The organism is Flavobacterium anhuiense (assembly GCF_001705175.1).
In the GTDB taxonomy this organism is placed as follows: Bacteria; Bacteroidota; Bacteroidia; order Flavobacteriales; family Flavobacteriaceae; genus Flavobacterium; species Flavobacterium anhuiense.
Genome location: NZ_CP016907.1, coordinates 2733864 through 2753247, shown reverse-complemented (window position 1 = coordinate 2753247; position 19384 = coordinate 2733864). Strand labels below are relative to the sequence as shown.

The following is a 19384-nucleotide window of genomic DNA, read 5'->3' as shown; positions in this document are numbered from 1 at the left end:
TTATAAACTATTATGGCTCAAAATGTTCTATTAACAGGTGGAAGTGGTTTCATTGGAAAACATTTGACAGATGTCCTGATCGAAGCAGGTTTTTCTGTGTCTGTCCTGAGCCGATCTGATAGAGAAGATACTCCAAGAGTTACATATTACAAATGGGACATCAAAAAAAACTATATTGACAAAAATGCAATTCTAAATGCCGATTACATTATTCATCTTGCTGGCGAAGGAATCGTCGAAAAAAGGTGGACTAAAAGACGTAAAAGAGCCATTATCGAGAGTCGTGTTAGACCTGTTGAAATGATTTATTCAATTTTAGAGAAAAACAATAAAAAACTAGAAGCCTTTGTTTCTGCTTCAGGAATCGGAATTTATGGTGCTATAACCAGTCATAATATTTGTACTGAAACCACTGCCCCAGCCGATGATTTTTTAGGCATAACTTGCCAAAAATGGGAAAATGCCGCAGATAAAATCGCTTCTTTACATATTCGAACAGTCAAAATTAGAACTGGTATCGTTTTAGGCAAAAACGAAGGTTTTCTAAAAAAGATGATTCCCACATTTAAATCTGGTTTTGGCGCTGTTTTGGGTTCTGGCAAACAATATCTCCCTTGGATTCATATTGAAGATTTATGCCAGATTTATTTAAAAAGCATTGAAGATACCAAACTGGAAGGCCCATACAACGCCTGCATAACAGACAATACAACAAATGCCCGATTTTCTAAAACTCTGGCTAAACTCTATGATTATAGTATATGGTTGCCTAAAGTTCCCCCTTTTGTATTAAAGATTATGCTGGGACAAATGAGCGTAGCTGTATTAACGGGACAGCGTATTTCGTCAGAGAAAATTCAAAAAACCGGTTTTGAATTTCAATTTACTGATTTAGAAAAGACGCTTATTAATTGTATAAAATAACTTTTATTTCAAAGTCAGCATAGTCTCATCGCTGCGAATAATGCCCGTTAGTTCTGTATTGGCCGTTTGTGCAATTTTTGAAGCTATAGGAGTTGGAATATGAATATTAAAATCGGATACTGCAATTGGGAAATCTGAAATGATCTGGATTCCTTCTGGAACTCTTTTAATCAAAGCGTTCACCACAATCTCTTTTGATTTTCCGCGTAAATTAAGTTTCCCTTTAATCTCATATTGTTTTGCGACTTCAGTAATATCTTTTAAATCAAATTTCTGAATTTTCCCTTTAAATATGGCTTTAGGATAGCGATTGCTTTCCATGTAATTTTCATTAAAATGCTCTTGCATGAGATTCAATTTAAAGCGAAAATCTTTGATGACAACAGTACAAATAAAAGTACTTGTTTTAGGTTCTAAAAGTATAGCAACCTGTCTATTTACTGCTTTCACTTCCTCGTACAAAGGAACAGAGGCTTCAAAATTTATGGTGCCTGTATTAGTGAAAAATTTGTCTTGGGCAATGACAGAAAAGGCGGTAAAAAGTAAAAATAATAAAGTAGTTGTTTTCATAATCGTCTGCATTTAAACAATTATGTCATTCAATTTGTTCTGATTAAGAGAAAATGAAAAATCAGATTTTAATAATCTGAAAATTGAACGGCAATACTCAGTGAAAAAATTCCGTAACCCAATAATTACACTTAAAGTTACGAAATTTCCCTATTAAAAGTTCTGAGAGTAATGCTAAAAATTTGTGAATTTTTGCCGCATTAAAGGATTGTGAAAAAAGCCCCTACGAGACAAAATGTGGTGTCAATCAATATTTTGTCTCGTAGGGACTTTACCATAATTTTTGACAACGAATTTCTATGCTTTTACCTCTGTGCAAATTTCAATTAAAAAACCGTTTAAGTCTCTTGCATAAGCCACGATTTGTCCCCAAGGTTTTTCTACAGGTTCTAAAACTATAACTGCGCCAAAAGAAGTTGCTTTCTGCAAAACTTCAGGAACATTCTCTGTTATAAATCCAATTTCTATAGCAAAAGGCTTATCTTCTAGACTGCTTTCAATAAACCCGTCGGGTAAACTTTTTGAAGCTAATTTCTTCGAAGCAAACGAAAGTGTTGTTTCTCCTGTAATTAATTCGCCATAATCGCCTTCTGGCGTGACGAATTTTCTCGAAAAACCAAAAGCATTTTCATAAAACGCGATAGATTCTTCGACATTTTCAACGTATAAAATTGTATATCCAAACTTGACCATAATTTCTAATATTTAATATGTAATAACTAAATATAAGAAAATTTAGCTGATTTCTAGAAGCACATTATATTTTTCTAGACTTGCCAAATCTTCAATAGAATTTATATTGGCCAATTTTTCATGTTCTTCTACTTCTTTTCTAACTTCGATATGTTTTATTGCCTTTCTAAAACGGCGCACTTCTTCCAAATTTGACAAGATTAATCCTGGAACCTGAACACTTTTGCCTTCTTTATCTTTAGCAACCATTGTAAAATAAGACGAATTGCAATGTTTGATAACTCCTGTCTGAATATTTTCTGCTTCTACGCGAATGCCGACAATCATGGAGCTTCTTCCAACATAATTTACAGAAGCCTTCATAGTTACCAATTCTCCAACTTCAATAGGTTTCAGAAAGTTTACCGTATCTACAGAAGCTGTTACGCAATAATTGCCGCTGAATTTTGATGCCGATGCAAAAGCAATCTGATCTAGTAATTGTAAAATATATCCTCCGTGAATCTTTCCGCTAAAGTTAGTATGGGATGGCAACATTAATTCTGATATACTAACTTTTGATGAAGAAACGGGTTTAAAATCTGTACTCATGTTTTTGTTTTTGGTATTTTTTTGATTAGTTGTATTCTATATATAGGTTGGTCTTTTTTCTTGTGTCTTTTCTCTTTTTACTTTCTCTTCTAATTCAATAATTCATTTTCATCTGAACTCGCTGCTCTTGCAATAATATTTTCAGGAAGTGACTTTTTAGCCTTTGCTCCCATTTTTTTCAATCTTTCTACGCTCGAAATCAGGTTTCCTTTTCCATCAACCAATTTATTCATAGCGCTTTCGTATTCTGTTTTGGTATCCTTTATTTTGTTTCCAATTCGAACTAAATCGGTTACAAAACCTTCAAATTTATCATACAAAGCTCCCGCTTGTCTCGCAATCTCTAAGGCATTTTCCTGTTGTTTCTGATTGGTCCACATACTGTCAATAGTTCGCAAAGTAGCCAAAAGCGTGCTTGGTGTTACAATGACAATATTTCGGTCAAAAGCTTTAGTGTATAAGGTTGGATCTTCGTTTAATGCAATGGCAAACGCGGGTTCCATCGGAATAAAAAGAAGAACAAAATCTGGGCTTTCCATTTGATATAAATCGTGGTAATTTTTACTGCCCAACTGCTCAACATGTCTTTTTATAGAAATAACGTGTTCTTTAAGAAATTCTATTTTTAAAAGTTCCGATTCTTCGTTTACCCATTTTTCATAAGCGGCAAGCGAAACTTTAGAATCGACAATCATTTTTTTACCGTCGGGAAGATTGATTACCACGTCTGGAAAAACGCGGTTTCCTTCACTATTGGTAAAACTTTGCTGTACTTCGTATTCTCTTCCTTTTTCTAATCCCGATTTTTCCAAAACACGCTCCAGCACCAATTCGCCCCAATTTCCCTGCATTTTGCTGTCTCCTTTTAATGCTTTAGTAAGATTTAAAGTTTCCTTGCTCATTTGTGCGTTCATTTCGCTCAAACCAATAATCTGCTGACGAAGCGCCGCATGATAATCGATGCTTTCTTTATGTGTCTGCTCTACTTTCTGTTCGAAAATCTGAATTTTATCCTGCAAAGGCGTCAGGATATTTTTCATGTTTACAGTATTTTGTTCGGTAAACTTTGCCGATTTTTCTTCAAGAATTTTATTGGCCAAATTTTCAAATTCTTTAGTAAATTTTTCCTGAAGCTCATTAATTTCGCTTTTTTGTTCTTTATGGCGTTCCCATAAATTTTCAAAATCCACTTCTTTTTTAGAAAGCTGAATTGCTAAACTGTCTTTTTCTGTACGAATATTTTCTTTTTCAGAAATATTGAACTGAAGTTGTTTCTGAAAGTTACTTTTTTCATTTTCAAATTGCTCTTTTAGCATTTGCAATTGACCATTTAATGCATTTAATCGTTCCTCAGAAATAGCTTTTTCTGACTGAAACTTTGATGCAGAAAGCATTTTGCCTACGTAGATGCCCACAAAAAGCGCCACAACGAATCCTAATAAAAACGGTAAATAATCAGACATAACTAAGTTTGTTTTACGTAAAAGTACTCAATAATACGTAGTACTTAATTTTTAAAATGGAAATTTCACTAATTCATTTTCAAATCCAACTAAACCAACATTTTATTTTAAAAAAAATTAAACCTCAACGCAACCTTTTTTTAAATGTGCTATCTACAAGATATAAACCTATTAAAATAATTATGAAAAAATTAATACTTGGCTTATTTGTAGCCTTTGGATTCAGTGCTTGTTCTCTTAATGATGGAAATAACTATGTAGATTGCGGAGCTAATACAGTTGTAAATTTTACTGGTTTTCCTTTCTTATGCAATTATAGTGTAAAATCTCAGCCTAATAATCCTGCCGCAGTTATTATTGCTTCTCAAGAAAAAATGGATGAGTATTTTACAAAACACGCGAACAATTGTCCAGTTGCCAGTGATCCAAATATTGATTTTACAAAAGAATATTTAGTTGGACTTTTCGCTGGTGCTAAACCTACAAGTGGTTATGATATCGTGATTAGCTCTATCGTAGAAAACAACTGCGAAATCGTTGTGAATTACTACGAAAAAGCCCCTGCTGTTGGCGAGAACGTGACACAAGCTCCTACTTATCCTTCAGATTTTGTTTTAATCCCTAAGACAACAAAAGGAATGATTTTTAATAAAACAGCTGAAAGTGCAGACAATATGATTATTGGAAGCTTCTACAATCAATGTACTGGTGCAGACTGCCAAAAATTCTATCAGATTAACGATTATAATACTTTAAAATTCTTAAATGTTGGAGCTGGACAATATGATTTTAACCAATACAAATATACTCCAACAATTAAAAGAGGTGAATATACTTTATTATTAAAAAGCGTTCCTGCTGAAATCTTGGCTTTAAAAGGACAGACGAAAACCTACGGTTCTCCAGATGCTGCAGATCAAGGCGGAATTTATTTTGAACTGCGTCAAGGTGCAAGCGTTACAAAAGTTTATATCGACAACAATGACACTTCAGACCAAAGTGCAGAAATAAAACTTTTCAAAAAAGCGATTCAGGAAAAAATTACAAGTTTAAAATAACATGATTATGAAGAAACTCTTTTTATCTTTTATTATCTGTTTTCTTTTTATGTCAGTGATTTCTGTAAATGATTCTAAAGACGCCTCAGGATCAATAGTAAACACTTGGATATGGGAAAAATCTATCGGTGGTTCTGACAATCCTTATGTTGCAACACCAAAAACAATCGGATTTACTAAGAAAATTATCTTTACCGAAAACGGAAGAGTTATTACTTATAAAAACAATGTAGAGATTAGAAATAGTGCTTATCAGATAGAAAAAGGAAAGGGATATTTTGATCAGTCAGAACATGATCTAATTACGTTCGAAGGCAAAACTTACGTCATAGAAAACCTTGACAATCAAAACCTAACCATTGTAAGCAACAGTCAAGACGGTACTCGAACTATTTTTAAAAGATAGTTTTGTAAGCTATTTAGAACTATTTTTGCAAAATCAAATTTGAACCATTTCTTGAAAGACGAGTTAGAAAAATATATCAAACTGTGCATTAAAAATGACAGGGAGGGACAACTGAAAATTTATCAGTTGTTCTCTCCTGTTTTATATGGTATTTGTTTGAAATATATGAAGAACGAAGATGACGCGAAAGACGTTTTTCAGGAAGCATTTGTAATTGCCTTTCAGAAAATAAGCCAGTATAAATTTGAAGGAAGTTTTGAAGGCTGGCTCAAACGGATTTTTATTAATAAACTCATCGAAACTTTAAACAAAAAGAAAAAAGAGAGTTTCTTTTTAGATGTTTTTGATCCCGATACCGATTTTATAGAAGAAGAGGAACTGGAAGCTATTCCGATAGAACAGGAAAAACTGCTGGAATACATTCGAGATTTACCAGATCAATACCGGACGGTTTTTAACTTGTATGTTTTCGAAAAAATGAAACACAAAGAAATCGCCGAACTATTAAAAATCTCCGAAGGAACATCAAAATCAAATTTAAATCGCGCCAAACACATATTACAAAAGCGAATTTTGAGCATAAAAAATTTTAAGATAGCATGAAGAAGCAAAAAATAGAAGATATTTTTTCATCAATGGAAGACTTTTCGAGTGTTCCGCCTCCAGAATTGTGGAGTCAGATTGAAGAAAAATTAGACAAACCTAAAAAGAAGAAGAGAGTTGTTCTTTGGTGGTCGGCTGCTGCATGCTTATTATTAGGGTTGCTTCTGCCTTCAATTTTACATTTTACCGATTTATCTGAAAACACAAATATTAACAATGGCGATTTAGAAAACAGCAGAAATAGTATTGTTCTTGACAAAAACACAAACGATAATTCTAACGATAGAAAATTAGACCGAACTAAAAATGCTGACAAAAAAATAGATTCTTTAAATGGAAATGATACGAATAATCAATTCAATAATGAATCAGGAATTCAAGTTCAAGAGACTTCTGTAGCAGAAACAAACTCTAAGAACAAAAGCAGTAAAAAAGATTCGAAATCTAATGTAGTGGTTCCTGCAAATACTCCGAACCAATCTGTTGCCTATCAAAACTCAAGTTCATCAGAAGAAAAATCTAGCATAAAATCTTCTAAAAAATCGAGCACAGTAGTTCCTGCAAATGCTTCGAACCAATCTATTGCGTATCAAAATTTTGGTTCATCAGAAAACAAGTCGATTCTAAAATCTTCCAAAAAATCTGTTTTAGAAAACCATATAAAATCTTCGAATAAAGGAATTTCAGAAGAAAGAATTGCATTTGGGAAACAAAGCAAATTTAATTCTACAGCAAAAAAACAGCTTTCAAATTCTATTTTTGAAGAGCAGCTTTCTCTAAAAAACAATAAAAATATTGCTTTTAATAATCATGGTTATTCTACAAACAACTCTTTTGCAAACAGCAACGCATACAATTCGAAAAATTCAGTTTCCGATAAAAATGAGACTAAGCGAACTGATAAAGCAGTTATAATAAAGGACGATCTTAAAATTACTAACAGTTTGAGCAAAACAGACTCTATGCAGTTGGCCGAGCTTCAAAATTTAGAAAAAGGAATTTTAACTCCTGAAAAGGAAAAAGAAGAAAAAGAAAAAAAGGACAATCTGATCAATAAAAAAGAAAGATGGGCAGTTGCGGTTTTTGCTGGTGTAGCAAGTTCTGAAAATACGAAAAACGAAAAAACATTAGGAAACGTAAACGATTCTAAACAATCTAATTCTTATGGTGTAAAAACAAAATACAGCATTAACAAAAAATGGGCTGTAGGTTCTGGATTAAAAATTAGCGAATTGGGACAAAGCGTTGCCAATGTATCTTACGTAAGTGCCAAAAACAATGCTTTTTTTGCTCCTGCCGCTTCCTATGCCGACAGTAGTCCAGTTGCGTCATCAGATCCGTCAAGACAAGATTATCTTTTGATTTCGAATAGTACTAAAGAAGCTATGAAAAATGAAAACGTACAAACAGGTAAATTAGATCAAAATTTAAGATATGTAGAAATGCCTCTTGAGGTTTCTTATTCTGTTTTTAATAAAAATAAAGCTAGCATCAACTTAAATACTGGAGGTTTTGTAGGTAAATTAATTTCTAATAATGTGGCTCTAGATGGGCATTCCATTGGAGAAAACATGAACGCCAATGATTATGTTTATGGTTCTACTTTGAGCAGTACTGTTCAATATCGCGTGTACAAAAAGACCAATGTTTTTGTTGAACCTGCTGTAAATTATTATATCAATCCGCTAAACAGCCAGTCATTCAATCAGTTTCAATGGGGATTAAATTTTGGACTGAATGTTTCTTTCTAAATTGAATTTGCAGTAATTTTCGCAAATGAATTTTAGTATCGCATCTCGTGATTTAGTATTGAGCAAAGAAGGCATTTTTAAGAAAGCTGATTTGCAAATAACCTCTTTTCAAAAGGAAAGCGAAAGCGAAGAATATAGCGCATTTCGTTTTCAATTAAATAATAAAAACATCTGCTATAGAGAAGCAAAAATTACCCCAACCAAAACTGGGCAGTTTGTTACTTTATGGAAACGAAATCGATCAGGAATGATTGAACCTTTTGATTATTCAGAAAATATTGATTTTGTGATTGTGAACGTTAGAAAAGATGAGAACTGGGGACAGTTTATTTTTCCGAAAAAGACATTATTAGAAAAAGGCATTTTTTCTACCGAAAAGAAAGAAGGAATCAGAGCAACGAGAGTTTATCCGCCTTGGGATGAAACCACAAGCAAACAAGCACAGAAAACACAAAAATGGCAGTTGGATTATTTTTTTAACTTTTCAGAGGAAAGTAAAATTGATATCGAGAAACTAAAAAAAGTATTTATATAAAAAAGGCAGTCTTAAAATAGACTGCCTTTCGTTTTTATAGAAAATCTCTATTATTTCTTAATGACTTTATCTTTAAAAATGACCTTATTGTTTTCTGTAACTGTATAAAAATATACTCCCGAAACCAGATTGCCAACAGCAACAACTGCTGTGCTAACTTCAGATTCATTCTTAACACTAATTGGATTTCCAATAGCACGACCATTAAAATCGTATAACCTGATTTTTAGATCTCTTCCTTGCGTTGCTGTTTTGATATCAAAATTCAACACGTCTGCAGCAGGATTTGGATATGCTTTTACAAAATATTTGTTTTTTCCAAAATCTGGCGTAGAAAGCACGTCTTGTTTTAATTCGAAACGAGCAATTACTGGCCCGTGATCTGAAGTTGTTGTGGTATAATTTGCAATATCATTTCTTGGATCATAAACTGCTGTCGATTGATCTATATACTGATCAAACAATTCATTTGAAATCATAATATGATCTAAAAATCCACCCGAAGTTAAAAAGCTAAAAGCACCAGCTTGGCTTATTTCTAAAGTAAGCGCTTTATAATTGCTTGTATCAGTTACAAAGTTTTCGTAAGTCGAAGGATTGTTTGTGCCAAAAACTGATTTTTTCACGTCATCGTTGTAGTCACCCAAAATGATTAAATTATCATTTGGATAATGTGCATCTAAACTGTCTTTAAAAACTTGTGTATCATATTTACGTCTTGTGTATGTTGTCATATCAGAACCGCTATTTGCACGGGCGTGAACATCTATAACCTTAATTTCATTTTTAACTCCATTGAGATTCGTTTCTAAAGTTACAATATAAGGCAGACGCCCCGAAGAGAAGAATCCTGAGCTCGGATGTACTGGCGGATTACTTGCTGGAAGCGGATAATTTGATAAAGTTTTAGTGCCTGCAACCAATTCATCATAAAACTCTTTAAACATTACTCTAGTTTTTTTCAAAGTAGCAGTTTGAGTATTGTAAATAACCACGAGCTTCTGAGGCGGAAAATTTGGATCTGAATTTGGATCCCATGAATATGACCAAACTGGAGAAATAGTCTTATTGAATGTTTTTCCGTTTACATTTAGCTTCACAATTAAATCGTCTATAGCTGCATCACTAGAAACTTCTTGAACCACGTAAACATCAGCATCCAATTTATTCATCACTTTTGCTACATTTTCAATTTGTAGCGCATTATCTGAAGGTCCATTACTAGGATTATCTGAACCAAAAAACTCTAAATTATAAGTAACCACATCAAAAGTTTCTGATTTTGGCAAAGAAGAACCAGTAAGCGATCCAACTTGTTTGCTTAAAGCAGTTCCTGTTACCGTTAATGAACCTGATATTTTAAATTGTTTTACAGTTGGCGTAAATTTTGCGTAAAGGGTCTTACCCGCTAAAGCATCGGCAGCTGTAACTACGATACTTGATACGTACGAAATATTATCTGCTGATATTTTGTAGGATGCTGGAGCAGTAATTGTAATATCTCCGTAACCTTCTGCCTTAAAACTAAAAGACTGAGCATCTGAAATTGTGTTTGCATTGACAACACCAAAATCTAAAACAGGATTTAAATCTAAATAACCTGCCTCATCCGTCACAGCAAAATCATCAAATGACCATTCAGAAGCAAAGTTTGCTCCTCCTTTTGTCGTTTCATAAACCCAAGCCAAATAAGTATGATCCGTTTTATAATCTGTCAATTTAATATATTGCGATTGCACATAACTCCCTGTACTTGTTGGAAATTTGCCATCAATTTCTGTCCATGTAGCGGTATTCGGATTACTTACACCATCATAATTGGTTGAAACCATTAATTTAAGAGAAGGTCCAGCATAAAACTTACGAGAATAAAAAGACAATAGCGGCAAATCTCCAAAATTATTCAATCGTAATTTAGGTGAAATTAGCCAGTCTTTACTTGCTCCAGTATCTGAATATCCATTTACTAAAACGGCTCCTGTCCCAGAATTTACATTTCGAGCAATATCAGTATAAGTCCATTTATTTAAAGGCCCCGATTCGTCATATTGTTTCCAACCACTATTTGCTAAAACATTAGCATCATTAAAATCCTGTTTAAAAGGATCAATCCCAGTTCCAGTCAACGTAACTGTTTCTGTTACTGCTCCTGTTGATTCGTGTGTTATTTGTCCTGTGAAACCAGAAACAGCATTTGGTGTAAACTTCACATATACTGCTGGTGTTGCATTTGAAGCAAAATCAGCTGGAACAAATGTCAATGATGAAGTAAATGTGTTATTATCTTTAGAAATTGTAAAATTTGAAGAGGAAGTTAAAACCATAGTATCTGTGAGATTCGAGGCCTGAACTTGATAACTTAAAATTTTAGAGTCATGATTAAATTCTAAGATACCAAAATCTAAAGAAGAAACCGTTGTAGAAATTTCGGGACTTGCTACACTTAAAGTTGCAGCATCGACTTTACTAACTACTGTTTGAGTATTTTTGAAAATATCTTCTGATACAGAAAAAATAGAATAAGCTGTATTTAAAGTTAATCCCGTAAAGCTTTTTGTGTAATCTATGGATGAGTCTGTTATATCGAAGAAACCAGATTGCAAGGCAGCATTTCCTGTGGCATCTTGACCAAGTTTTATTTGCGCTACTGTTGGTTCAGCACTACCGTTTGGCAACAAAACATAATATGTCTTTCCTACCTCATCTATTTTATTAATAAAATCAAATCCTGAAGACAAAATATTACTTACTTTCGGATACCCCGATTCAGTAACAGGCGCCTTATTGTCACTTCTGATATCAACATTGTCAATTGCAAAAGACTGGCGAGAACCACTTGATCCAGACATCAATCTTGCAATCCATCTTATCTGAACTACAGACTGATTATCACAATCTGATGGCAGTTTTACAATTTTCTTTGTTACACGATTATCTAAAGGTTCGGTACCTCCGGTCTGCTGTGTTTTACTATCATTAGAATATTCAGAACCTTGTACCGCTATAAAAGGTCCGCTAGTTCCAATACGATATTGCAAGGCCATTTCCTGAAGACGATTATTAGAGGCTCCATCATAAAGGTTACGTATAATCATGGCATCATACAGAACCCAAATATCTGTTTCTCCTAGTGTTGAAAACGCAAAACCTATTGAAAAATCAGCTGAAGTAGTATTTAAAAAACCTATTTTTCCATTATAATTGTGAATATTGCCACTATTAGTGTTTGCCGTACTGTTAGCAATTAAAGCTCTATCGCCAGATAACGCTGTACTATAACTTGATGTATTCTGACTTGAGCTTACCAACCAACCCTGAAAACCAGCTGGGTAAGTAGTAGAATTTGCCGCTAATCCGCTGAAGTTCTGAAAATAAGGTATACTTTGTGGCGTTGGATTTGTCTGGGCAAAAAGATCTCCAGAAATGCAACTAAAAAAACATAAAAGAGCCAAAAGGCGCGAAAAGTAGAGTTTTTTCATAGGTTAAAGAATAGAGTTTTTAGAGTTCAAATTTATCGTCTTTAAAGTTAAGGGAATATTACAAAACCATAAACTTAATGTTTATATTTTTATAAATATTTTTCATCAAAACTTAAAACAAGATTAAATATAATAAAATAAAACCAACAAAAAACACTTAAAACAAAACATTCTTCAAAATATCCAGCATTCCAAAAAGCCCCGAAAACGCTACACTTCTTACAAATAATGGATTTCTAAAAACAAAAAAAGCAGTAAACTTTCGCTTACTGCTTTTACTAATTCAAAATAGTATTCTTTAAAAAATATTAAACTGCGGTATAACCTCCATCCGCAATAATGTAACTTCCTGTTGTAAATGATGATTTATCAGAATTTAGAAAAACTACCAATTCGGCAACCTCTTCTGCGGTTCCTAAGCGGTTCATTGCAGATTTTGCTGCAACGGCTTGCATCATATCCTTGTTAAGATTATCTTTTAAAAGTGCTGTTTCAATATAACCAGGTCCAACAGCATTGCATCGAATGTTTTTCTGAGCATATTCTACTGCAATATTTTTTGTCAAACCAACCACACCGTGTTTACTCGCTGTATAGGCAACACTATTTGGCGCAGCAACTTGTCCATGAATTGAGGCAATATTAACAATGCTTCCTCCACCATTTTTCTCCATTTGCTCCAATTGGTAACGGCAGGCATAAAAAACACCGCTTAAATTAAGTGCAATAACTTTATCCCAAGCTTCTGGCTCATATTCGCCAGTTGGTTTTGCCGGGCCTCCCATTCCTGCATTGTTGCAGGCAATGTCCAATCGGCCGTACTTAGAAACCGTCACCTCAACCATATGTTTATTGTCAGCAGCACTCGACGAGTCTCCTTTTATGAAAAAAGCTTCTCCGCCCTTTTCCTTTATCATTTTTACGGTTTCTTCACCGTGTTCTACATTTATATCAGCTACTACTACTTTTGCTCCTTCTCGAGCGTAGGCTTCTGCCACCGCGCGTCCGATTCCTGAACCGCCGCCAGATACAAAAGCTACTTTATTTTCTAAAAGTGCCATTTTATATATGTTTTTAAATTGATTCCTCTAATTTACGAAGATATCAACCGACATAAAAGCTTTGAATAGAGTTTAAAATAACATTAACGCGAACCGCTAATGTTATGTTATTTGACATTAAATTGACGCAATTTTGTTGAAAATTTCGTATTGTCTTATTCCTCTTCATCCAATTTCATATTTCCACGATCTTTATGATTATCTGGATGTGAGTTCGGATATCGATTTGGAGTTATATCGGAATTATGATCTTTGTTCTCAACCGTTTTATTTGCCTCTTCTTCCGTTTCAACTCCGCGGTTTGCATTTGGGTTATCTGGATTTATTTGATGAAGCGCTTTATTAATATCTTCATTCTCGTTACGGGCTCTCTCTACAATCTTTTTATCGCCATCTGCATCTGTAACCAATTCTTTATTCAATTTGGCATCTTTTAGTTCTTTGTCGTGCGAAACGTTTTTTCCTTTAGATTCATCAATATTTTTCTGCGTTCCGTTTATTTTTTTTGTTCCTAAATCATTCGTTTCCATGGTAATATTATTTTTTAGATTCAATTTTATAATATTACGAATTGTAACCACTAAACACATTATGACTTCATATTGCTTTTCTTTTATAATTGCCATCTGCTTTTTTATTTATTACCTTTATTTAAAGCAACTTAACAACCGTAATTATTATGAATTTCTTTAAAATTAAAACTAGCTGGTCCAATTCTGAATTTATCTTAATCAAGCTTTGCATGGCTTCTGCATACATTTTGGTCGGAAGTTATTTTCATCAATTTTTCGAAAACTATTACCCCATTTTAATTTCCATTTTTACAGTTACTGTAATTTGGTTTGTCTACCAATGGCTAAAAAAAATGAAATCCCAAAAGCTGTAATTGGTTTTAATTTTAGGAAAGGAACTATCTTTGCAAAAAATTAAAAATGCACCGACACTTCATTCTTTTTAAACCTTACGGCTATTTGAGCCAATTTATTTACGAATTAAAAAGAAAGAAAAAGCTTTTGGGCGAATTGTATGATTTCCCAGAAGGCACAATGGCAATTGGAAGACTGGACGAAGATTCTGAAGGATTGCTTCTTTTGACTACTGATGGAAATATGAGCGAACTCGTTCGAAGTAAAAAAGTTGAAAAAGAATATTACGTTCAGGTTGATGGATTAATTACGCCACAAGCAATAGAACAATTGCAAAATGGTGTAGAAATCGGACTTGATGGCGGAAAATACAAAACGAAACGCTGTAAAGCATCTATCGTTACCGAGATTCCCGATTTTGGAGCGAGAGCCAAAAAAATAAGAGACGAGCGTCATGGTCCGACTTCTTGGGCATCCATCACGGTAAGAGAAGGAAAATTTCGTCAAGTTAGAAAAATGACCGCTGCAGTTGGCTTTCCTACGTTACGTCTAGTTCGCGTTCGAATAGGAAATGTATATTTGCAAAATCTAAAAGCAGGTGAAGTTTTGGAAGTTTCCGATTTTCAATTAGATAATTAGAAAATGTGTCAATTAGATAATTTCCATAAACTCATAACTTATAACTCATAATTCATAACTAAAAAGATGTTAAACGTTGTTCTTGTAGAACCAGAAATACCAAATAATACCGGAAATATTGGCAGATTGTGTGTAGGCACAGAAAGCCGTCTTCATTTAATTCATCCTTTCGGATTTGTGATCAATGACAAAAATCTGAAACGTTCTGGATTGGATTATTGGGTTCATCTTGATGTAACAGAATATCAAAATGTAGACGAATGGATTGCTCAGATTCCAGATCATTCTCGTGTATTTTTAATGAGTTCGCATTCTGAAAAATCGTATTTAGAAAATGAATTTCAAGATGGGGACTGGCTGGTTTTCGGAAAAGAAAGCGTTGGATTGAGCGCAGCATTTATGGCAAGATTCGAAAATCATTTGACGATTCCTATGTCACCGCTTATTCGCAGTTTTAATATTGCTAATTCGGTTGCTTTTGTGGTTGGAGAAGCGAAGAGACAAATTGGATTGAAGAAAGTTTAATCGTTTATCTGTTTAACTGTTTAATAGAAAAAGCTTCTTCTGAAAACGAGACTTCTAGCCCTGATGGAAGCGGCATCCTTTTGTGGCGGGGTTCGCCACAAAAGATATAGCGAACAGCAGGATTAGCTCCTGAAAAAAAAACTAACTCACGATAAACTTCCCTTTTTCAGCATCAAAAATAATATGTTCATCTTTGAACAAATTGCTGAAACTTCCATTCGAAATTAAATTACACGGCTGATCTTGCACTATACTTTCTGGCATCATCATGATCATTTCGTCGCTTAATTGAATGGCAAGATCGATATCGTGTGTGGAAAACAAAATGCTTTTTTGAGTTTCTTGCGTCAATTTCTTTAATAATTTGAATAATGAAACTTTATGCAGCAGATCAAGATGTGTAGTTGGTTCATCTAAAATAATTAATGGCGTATCTTGTGCCAAAGCTCGAGCAATTAAAACTTTCTGCAATTGTCCGTCGCTAATTTGAAAATGTTTTTTTGACGCTAAATGTTCTATTTGTGTCAAACTCATTGCTTCATGAACTTTTAGAACATCTTCGCCAGATAATTTATCAACCCAATTGGTATACGGCTGACGACCTAAAGCGACTAATTCAAAAACAGAAAGATTACTTGGCGGCAGTTTTTCGGTCAAAACCAAACTGAGATTTTGTGCCAATTCTAAAGGCTGATAGTCTGAAATATTCCTTTCATTCAAATAAACATTTCCCGATAAAGGTTTCTGAATTCCAGTAAGCGTTCGTAATAAGGTAGATTTTCCAATTCCGTTTGCTCCTATTAAAGTGATTAATTTACCAGTTTCAAGATTTAAATTAAGATTCTCAGCAATGGTCGTAACTCCTTTCTTGGATTTGTATCCAATATTTAGATGTGAAGTTATTAAGATATTTTTCATTTTGAGTTAATTTTTTAAACACATAGAAACATAGATTTCTATTTTACTGAAAGTTTATTTTAAAATTTACTTGTAAATTAACACATAGCTTTTGAACTTAGAACTTTGGCAGCAATTTGAAATATTCATTCACAAATGTTTTTTGGCCCTCTTTAAAATTAAAATTAATTAGAATGCCCTTAGGAGCTTTTAAAAGTTTCATATATGTCATGAGCTGTGCTTCGTATATAGGATTTAATTCTGATGTAGCTTTCAATTCTACAACAAGACAATTTTCAACAAACAGATCACATTTTAAATTCGTATTTAATTCTTTATTTCTATAAATCAATGGCACGTTCATTTCTGTCAAAAAATTTATTTTCCTATAGGTCAATTCTTCTTTCAAACATTCGTGATAAACATTCTCAAGCAATCCTCTTCCAATAGTTCTATGCACTTCTATACATGCCCCAATTACATTAAAACTTAATTCGTCTAAAAACTTCTGGGTTATCATTACCTTAATTTATTCGAGAAACAAATTGATTTTCACAAAGTCTATGTTTATTTCAGAAAAGTGAAACGCCTTTAACCGGCTTTTAAATCTATGTTTCTATGTGTTTTAAAAACTAAGATATTATTTTATTTTGTAAGTTTAAACTTAAAAATTCCTTTTTCTAACTAAAAGCCAAATAACAACCGGCGCGCCAATAATAGAAGTTACGGCATTTATTGGAAGCGTGACATCAAAACCTGGCATTTGCGAAACAATATCGCAAAACAGCATTATTATGGATCCAAAAAATAAAGTGCTCCAAAACAAAATAGTATGATTACTGGTCTGAAAAGTCAATTTTGCAATATGAGGAACTGCTAAGCCGACGAATGCAATGGGTCCGGCGAAAGCTGTTATAGCTCCTGATAATATACTAGTTGCAAAAATGATGACTAATCTTGCTTGTTTAAAATTCAATCCCATACTTTTTGCATAGTTTTCTCCAAGAAGCAAGGCGTTTAATGGCTTGATGCTTTTGGCACTCAAAAGCAATCCGATTCCAATACAGAATGTTAAAATTACAATAGTTGTCCAAGAAAGATTTCCAAGATTTCCCATTGACCAGAAAGTAAATTTCTGAAGCTGTTCTGCCGTGCTAAAATAAGTTAAAACACTTACAATTGCTGTGGTGAAACTTCCAAACATTAAACCCACAATCAAGATGGCCATGGTATCTCTCAATCGCTGCGAAACCACTAAAACTAGAAATAAAACCAACGTGCTTCCTAAAGTAGATGCCAAAACAATTCCGTAAGAAGACAATGCAATTACACTCAAAAAAGAAGGTAGAAATCCTGCTCCCAAAATAACAAATGCAACACCAAGACTTGCTCCAGAGCTTAATCCTAAAACATAAGGTCCAGCAAGCGGATTTCTAAATAAAGTCTGCATCAAAAGTCCGCTCATAGAGAGTCCTGTTCCGACTAAAACTGCAGTAATCGCTTTTGGCAAACGATAATTAATGATAATATATTCCCAAGTCGATTTTGCTGCCTCACCACCAGTTAAACTCGCAAAAACATCTTTTAACGGAATTGTAACCGATCCTAAACTAATGCTCGCAAAAAACATTAGAAAAAGTCCTAAAGTCAATATGACAAATAAAATGGTATTTCGTTTTTTATTCGCCAATTTAATTCAGTTTTGATGCAAAAGTAAATTCGTAGCCCGCCAATAAATCGGGATGAAAAATCTTGATATAATCTTTCAACACCAAATCAGGACGGCTTGGCGCCAATTCGTAATAAACTGTTCCGCCTGTTGCCCCTAGCTTTCCTTCAAAATTGTATATCGTTTTATTTTTGAAAGCGTCAAATTCTGAGTAATGCGGATTTGCTTTTTGCAATTCATCTAAACTTTTAAAAGATCCAGAAGCAATCCAAACATTAGCCGTTTTCGCTTTATCTAAAACTTTTTCAAAAGACAAACCTTCACTTCCAGTTCCTTCTAAATCGGCCCACAAATAATTAGATTTTGCATCTTGCATGAACTGCGCCACCCAGCTGTTTCCTTTGGCAACGTACCAAACATCTTCGTACATAGATCCATACAAAACTTTTGAAGTTGCAGGCTTATCGACAACGAGCTTTTTTGCCTGATTATAGCTTTCTACGATTTTATCAAAAAGTTCTTTTGCTTTATCTTCTTTTCCAAACAGAGCGCCGTAAAGCTTAATCCATTCTGCTTTCCCAAGCGGAGACTGTTCCATCCAATCGCCTTGAATAAGCACTTTCAAACCGCTTTTCTTCAAATTATCCAACATCGGATTATTATTATCAACTCCAAATGTAACAATCAAATCTGGTGACAATTCTATTAATTGTTCGATGTTCAGTTTTTCATTTTGTCCAACGTTTTTCACAGAACCTTTATCAATTAATGCTCGTGTTTTTTCTGAAGAAATGTAATCGGTATGTGGAAATCCGACCAATTTATTCTCCACTTCGAGCATTTCTAGAAAAGGAATATTTGTTGTTGAAGTTACCACAACACTTTCTAAAGGAACTTTTATCGCAGGATATTTTTTTAAACTGTCTGGAATTTGTACTCCTTTTTCTTCCAAAATGTAAGTAAATTTTCCCTTAGCATTTGGCCACGGATTCATCACATTTACAATTGAATAGCCTTCGTTTTTAACAATTGAAAGTCCAGATGCAAATTCGATGCTTTCTTTGGCAACGGTAGATTTTACTGCCTCTTGCGCTTCATTCTTTTTACAACTAATTACTACAAAAAGTAAAAAAACGACTGGTAATTTATGGAAAAAATATTTCATATTTTGTGTTTTGTGTGGGCACAAAGGTAAATCAATTTCTATTTTTTTTGTTTACCTTTATTCGTACAAATTTAAACAAATAGCCTTTTATTTGATGAATGTACCAAAAACAAAAATCTGCTCCAGCTGTGAAACCGCTTTTTCTTGCGGCGACGTTTCACCTGAAAATAAGTGCTGGTGTAATGACTACCCTCCTATTTTTAATCTTGCCGACGGAGGTGATTGCCTTTGTCCTGAGTGTTTTAAGGAAGCTTGCGAAGATAAAATTGATGCTTATATTGAAACCATAACTCCAGAAAAGGCGCTTAAGAATAAAGCTATGTTATTGCCAAAAACCAATCATTTGATTGAAGGCATCGATTATTATATCGAAAATGGCAATTATGTTTTTAAAGCTTGGTTTCACCTAAAAAGAGGAACCTGTTGTGGAAATAACTGCCGACATTGCCCGTATTAGGAGTTATGAGTGATAAATTATGAGTTAGTCTT

General features: G+C 33.8%; 20 protein-coding genes. 9 read left to right on the top strand and 11 right to left on the bottom strand.

What is annotated here, in order from left to right; genetic code table 11:
- Nucleotides 1-12: 12 nt before the first annotated feature.
- A complete protein-coding gene (locus BB050_RS12025) occupies nucleotides 13-924 on the top strand; it encodes a TIGR01777 family oxidoreductase (RefSeq protein ID WP_066033724.1) in 912 nt (303 codons plus the stop codon).
- A 3-nt stretch (nucleotides 925-927) separates the two neighbouring features.
- Here BB050_RS12025 and BB050_RS12020 read toward each other — a convergent pair whose 3' ends face one another.
- The 4 genes from BB050_RS12020 to BB050_RS12005 all read right to left on the bottom strand — a co-directional run bounded on the left by BB050_RS12020 (nucleotide 928) and on the right by BB050_RS12005 (nucleotide 4241).
- On the bottom strand, nucleotides 928-1494 hold the full coding sequence (locus BB050_RS12020; protein ID WP_035691290.1) for a YceI family protein: 567 nt from the start codon (nucleotides 1492-1494) through the stop codon (nucleotides 928-930).
- A gap of 297 nt (nucleotides 1495-1791) precedes the next feature.
- Nucleotides 1792-2187, bottom strand: coding sequence for a VOC family protein (locus BB050_RS12015; protein WP_066033723.1), 396 nt, complete (start codon nucleotides 2185-2187; stop codon nucleotides 1792-1794).
- Nucleotides 2188-2229: 42 nt separating this feature from the next.
- Entirely contained in the window at nucleotides 2230-2778 is a 549-nt protein-coding gene (locus tag BB050_RS12010) for an acyl-CoA thioesterase (protein WP_008464890.1), read from the bottom strand.
- 89 nt (nucleotides 2779-2867) lie between these two features.
- Nucleotides 2868-4241 carry a DNA recombination protein RmuC gene (locus BB050_RS12005; protein WP_008464889.1) on the bottom strand — a complete coding sequence of 458 codons (1374 nt, stop codon included), beginning with the start codon at nucleotides 4239-4241 and terminating at the stop codon, nucleotides 2868-2870.
- Nucleotides 4242-4423: 182 nt separating this feature from the next.
- Here BB050_RS12005 and BB050_RS12000 point away from each other — a divergent pair, with 182 nt between their 5' ends.
- From BB050_RS12000 to BB050_RS11980, 5 genes are all read left to right on the top strand, one after another.
- Complete coding sequence (locus BB050_RS12000; protein WP_066035154.1) at nucleotides 4424-5299, top strand: protease complex subunit PrcB family protein; 876 nt, start codon at nucleotides 4424-4426, stop codon at nucleotides 5297-5299.
- 7 nt (nucleotides 5300-5306) lie between these two features.
- Complete coding sequence (locus BB050_RS11995; RefSeq protein ID WP_066035153.1) at nucleotides 5307-5705, top strand: hypothetical protein; 399 nt, start codon at nucleotides 5307-5309, stop codon at nucleotides 5703-5705.
- Between the two features lie 165 nt (nucleotides 5706-5870).
- The gene (locus BB050_RS11990) at nucleotides 5871-6308 is read left to right on the top strand and encodes an RNA polymerase sigma factor (protein WP_236940327.1); all 438 of its coding nucleotides are present in this window, start codon (nucleotides 5871-5873) and stop codon (nucleotides 6306-6308) included.
- Nucleotides 6305-8059, top strand: coding sequence for a hypothetical protein (locus BB050_RS11985; RefSeq protein ID WP_066033722.1), 1755 nt, complete (start codon nucleotides 6305-6307; stop codon nucleotides 8057-8059). The genes BB050_RS11990 and BB050_RS11985 overlap by 4 nt, the downstream gene beginning before the upstream one ends.
- Before the next feature lie 25 nt (nucleotides 8060-8084).
- Nucleotides 8085-8594 (top strand): MepB family protein, encoded by a 510-nt coding sequence (locus BB050_RS11980; protein ID WP_066033721.1) that lies wholly within the window; start codon nucleotides 8085-8087, stop codon nucleotides 8592-8594.
- A gap of 50 nt (nucleotides 8595-8644) precedes the next feature.
- Here BB050_RS11980 and BB050_RS11975 read toward each other — a convergent pair whose 3' ends face one another.
- The 3 genes from BB050_RS11975 to BB050_RS11965 form a co-directional block, all read right to left on the bottom strand.
- Nucleotides 8645-12073, bottom strand: a complete 3429-nt coding sequence (locus BB050_RS11975; protein ID WP_066033720.1) for a T9SS-dependent choice-of-anchor J family protein — start codon at nucleotides 12071-12073, stop codon at nucleotides 8645-8647.
- A gap of 308 nt (nucleotides 12074-12381) precedes the next feature.
- Nucleotides 12382-13134, bottom strand: a complete 753-nt coding sequence (locus tag BB050_RS11970; protein ID WP_066033719.1) for an SDR family NAD(P)-dependent oxidoreductase — start codon at nucleotides 13132-13134, stop codon at nucleotides 12382-12384.
- Between the two features lie 155 nt (nucleotides 13135-13289).
- Nucleotides 13290-13760 (bottom strand): hypothetical protein, encoded by a 471-nt coding sequence (locus tag BB050_RS11965; RefSeq protein ID WP_236940326.1) that lies wholly within the window; start codon nucleotides 13758-13760, stop codon nucleotides 13290-13292.
- Between the two features lie 306 nt (nucleotides 13761-14066).
- On the opposite strand from BB050_RS11965, the gene BB050_RS11960 reads away from it, so the two are divergent.
- Together BB050_RS11960 and BB050_RS11955 are read left to right on the top strand one after the other, a co-directional pair.
- Complete coding sequence (locus tag BB050_RS11960; RefSeq protein ID WP_066033718.1) at nucleotides 14067-14639, top strand: pseudouridine synthase; 573 nt, start codon at nucleotides 14067-14069, stop codon at nucleotides 14637-14639.
- 66 nt (nucleotides 14640-14705) lie between these two features.
- Nucleotides 14706-15164, top strand: coding sequence for a tRNA (cytidine(34)-2'-O)-methyltransferase (locus BB050_RS11955; RefSeq protein ID WP_066033717.1), 459 nt, complete (start codon nucleotides 14706-14708; stop codon nucleotides 15162-15164).
- A gap of 141 nt (nucleotides 15165-15305) precedes the next feature.
- Here the strand turns inward: BB050_RS11955 and BB050_RS11950 are convergent, their stop codons facing one another.
- From BB050_RS11950 to BB050_RS11935, 4 genes are all read right to left on the bottom strand, one after another.
- A complete protein-coding gene (locus BB050_RS11950) occupies nucleotides 15306-16082 on the bottom strand; it encodes an ABC transporter ATP-binding protein (RefSeq protein WP_066033716.1) in 777 nt (258 codons plus the stop codon).
- A 97-nt stretch (nucleotides 16083-16179) separates the two neighbouring features.
- Entirely contained in the window at nucleotides 16180-16581 is a 402-nt protein-coding gene (locus BB050_RS11945) for a GxxExxY protein (protein WP_066033715.1), read from the bottom strand.
- 144 nt (nucleotides 16582-16725) lie between these two features.
- Nucleotides 16726-17751 (bottom strand): FecCD family ABC transporter permease, encoded by a 1026-nt coding sequence (locus BB050_RS11940; protein WP_123906995.1) that lies wholly within the window; start codon nucleotides 17749-17751, stop codon nucleotides 16726-16728.
- Between the two features lies 1 nt (nucleotide 17752).
- Nucleotides 17753-18895, bottom strand: a complete 1143-nt coding sequence (locus tag BB050_RS11935; RefSeq protein WP_066033714.1) for an ABC transporter substrate-binding protein — start codon at nucleotides 18893-18895, stop codon at nucleotides 17753-17755.
- Between the two features lie 94 nt (nucleotides 18896-18989).
- On the opposite strand from BB050_RS11935, the gene BB050_RS11930 reads away from it, so the two are divergent.
- Entirely contained in the window at nucleotides 18990-19352 is a 363-nt protein-coding gene (locus BB050_RS11930; protein WP_008464871.1) for a DUF5522 domain-containing protein, read from the top strand.
- The last annotated feature ends 32 nt before the right edge of the window (nucleotides 19353-19384 follow it).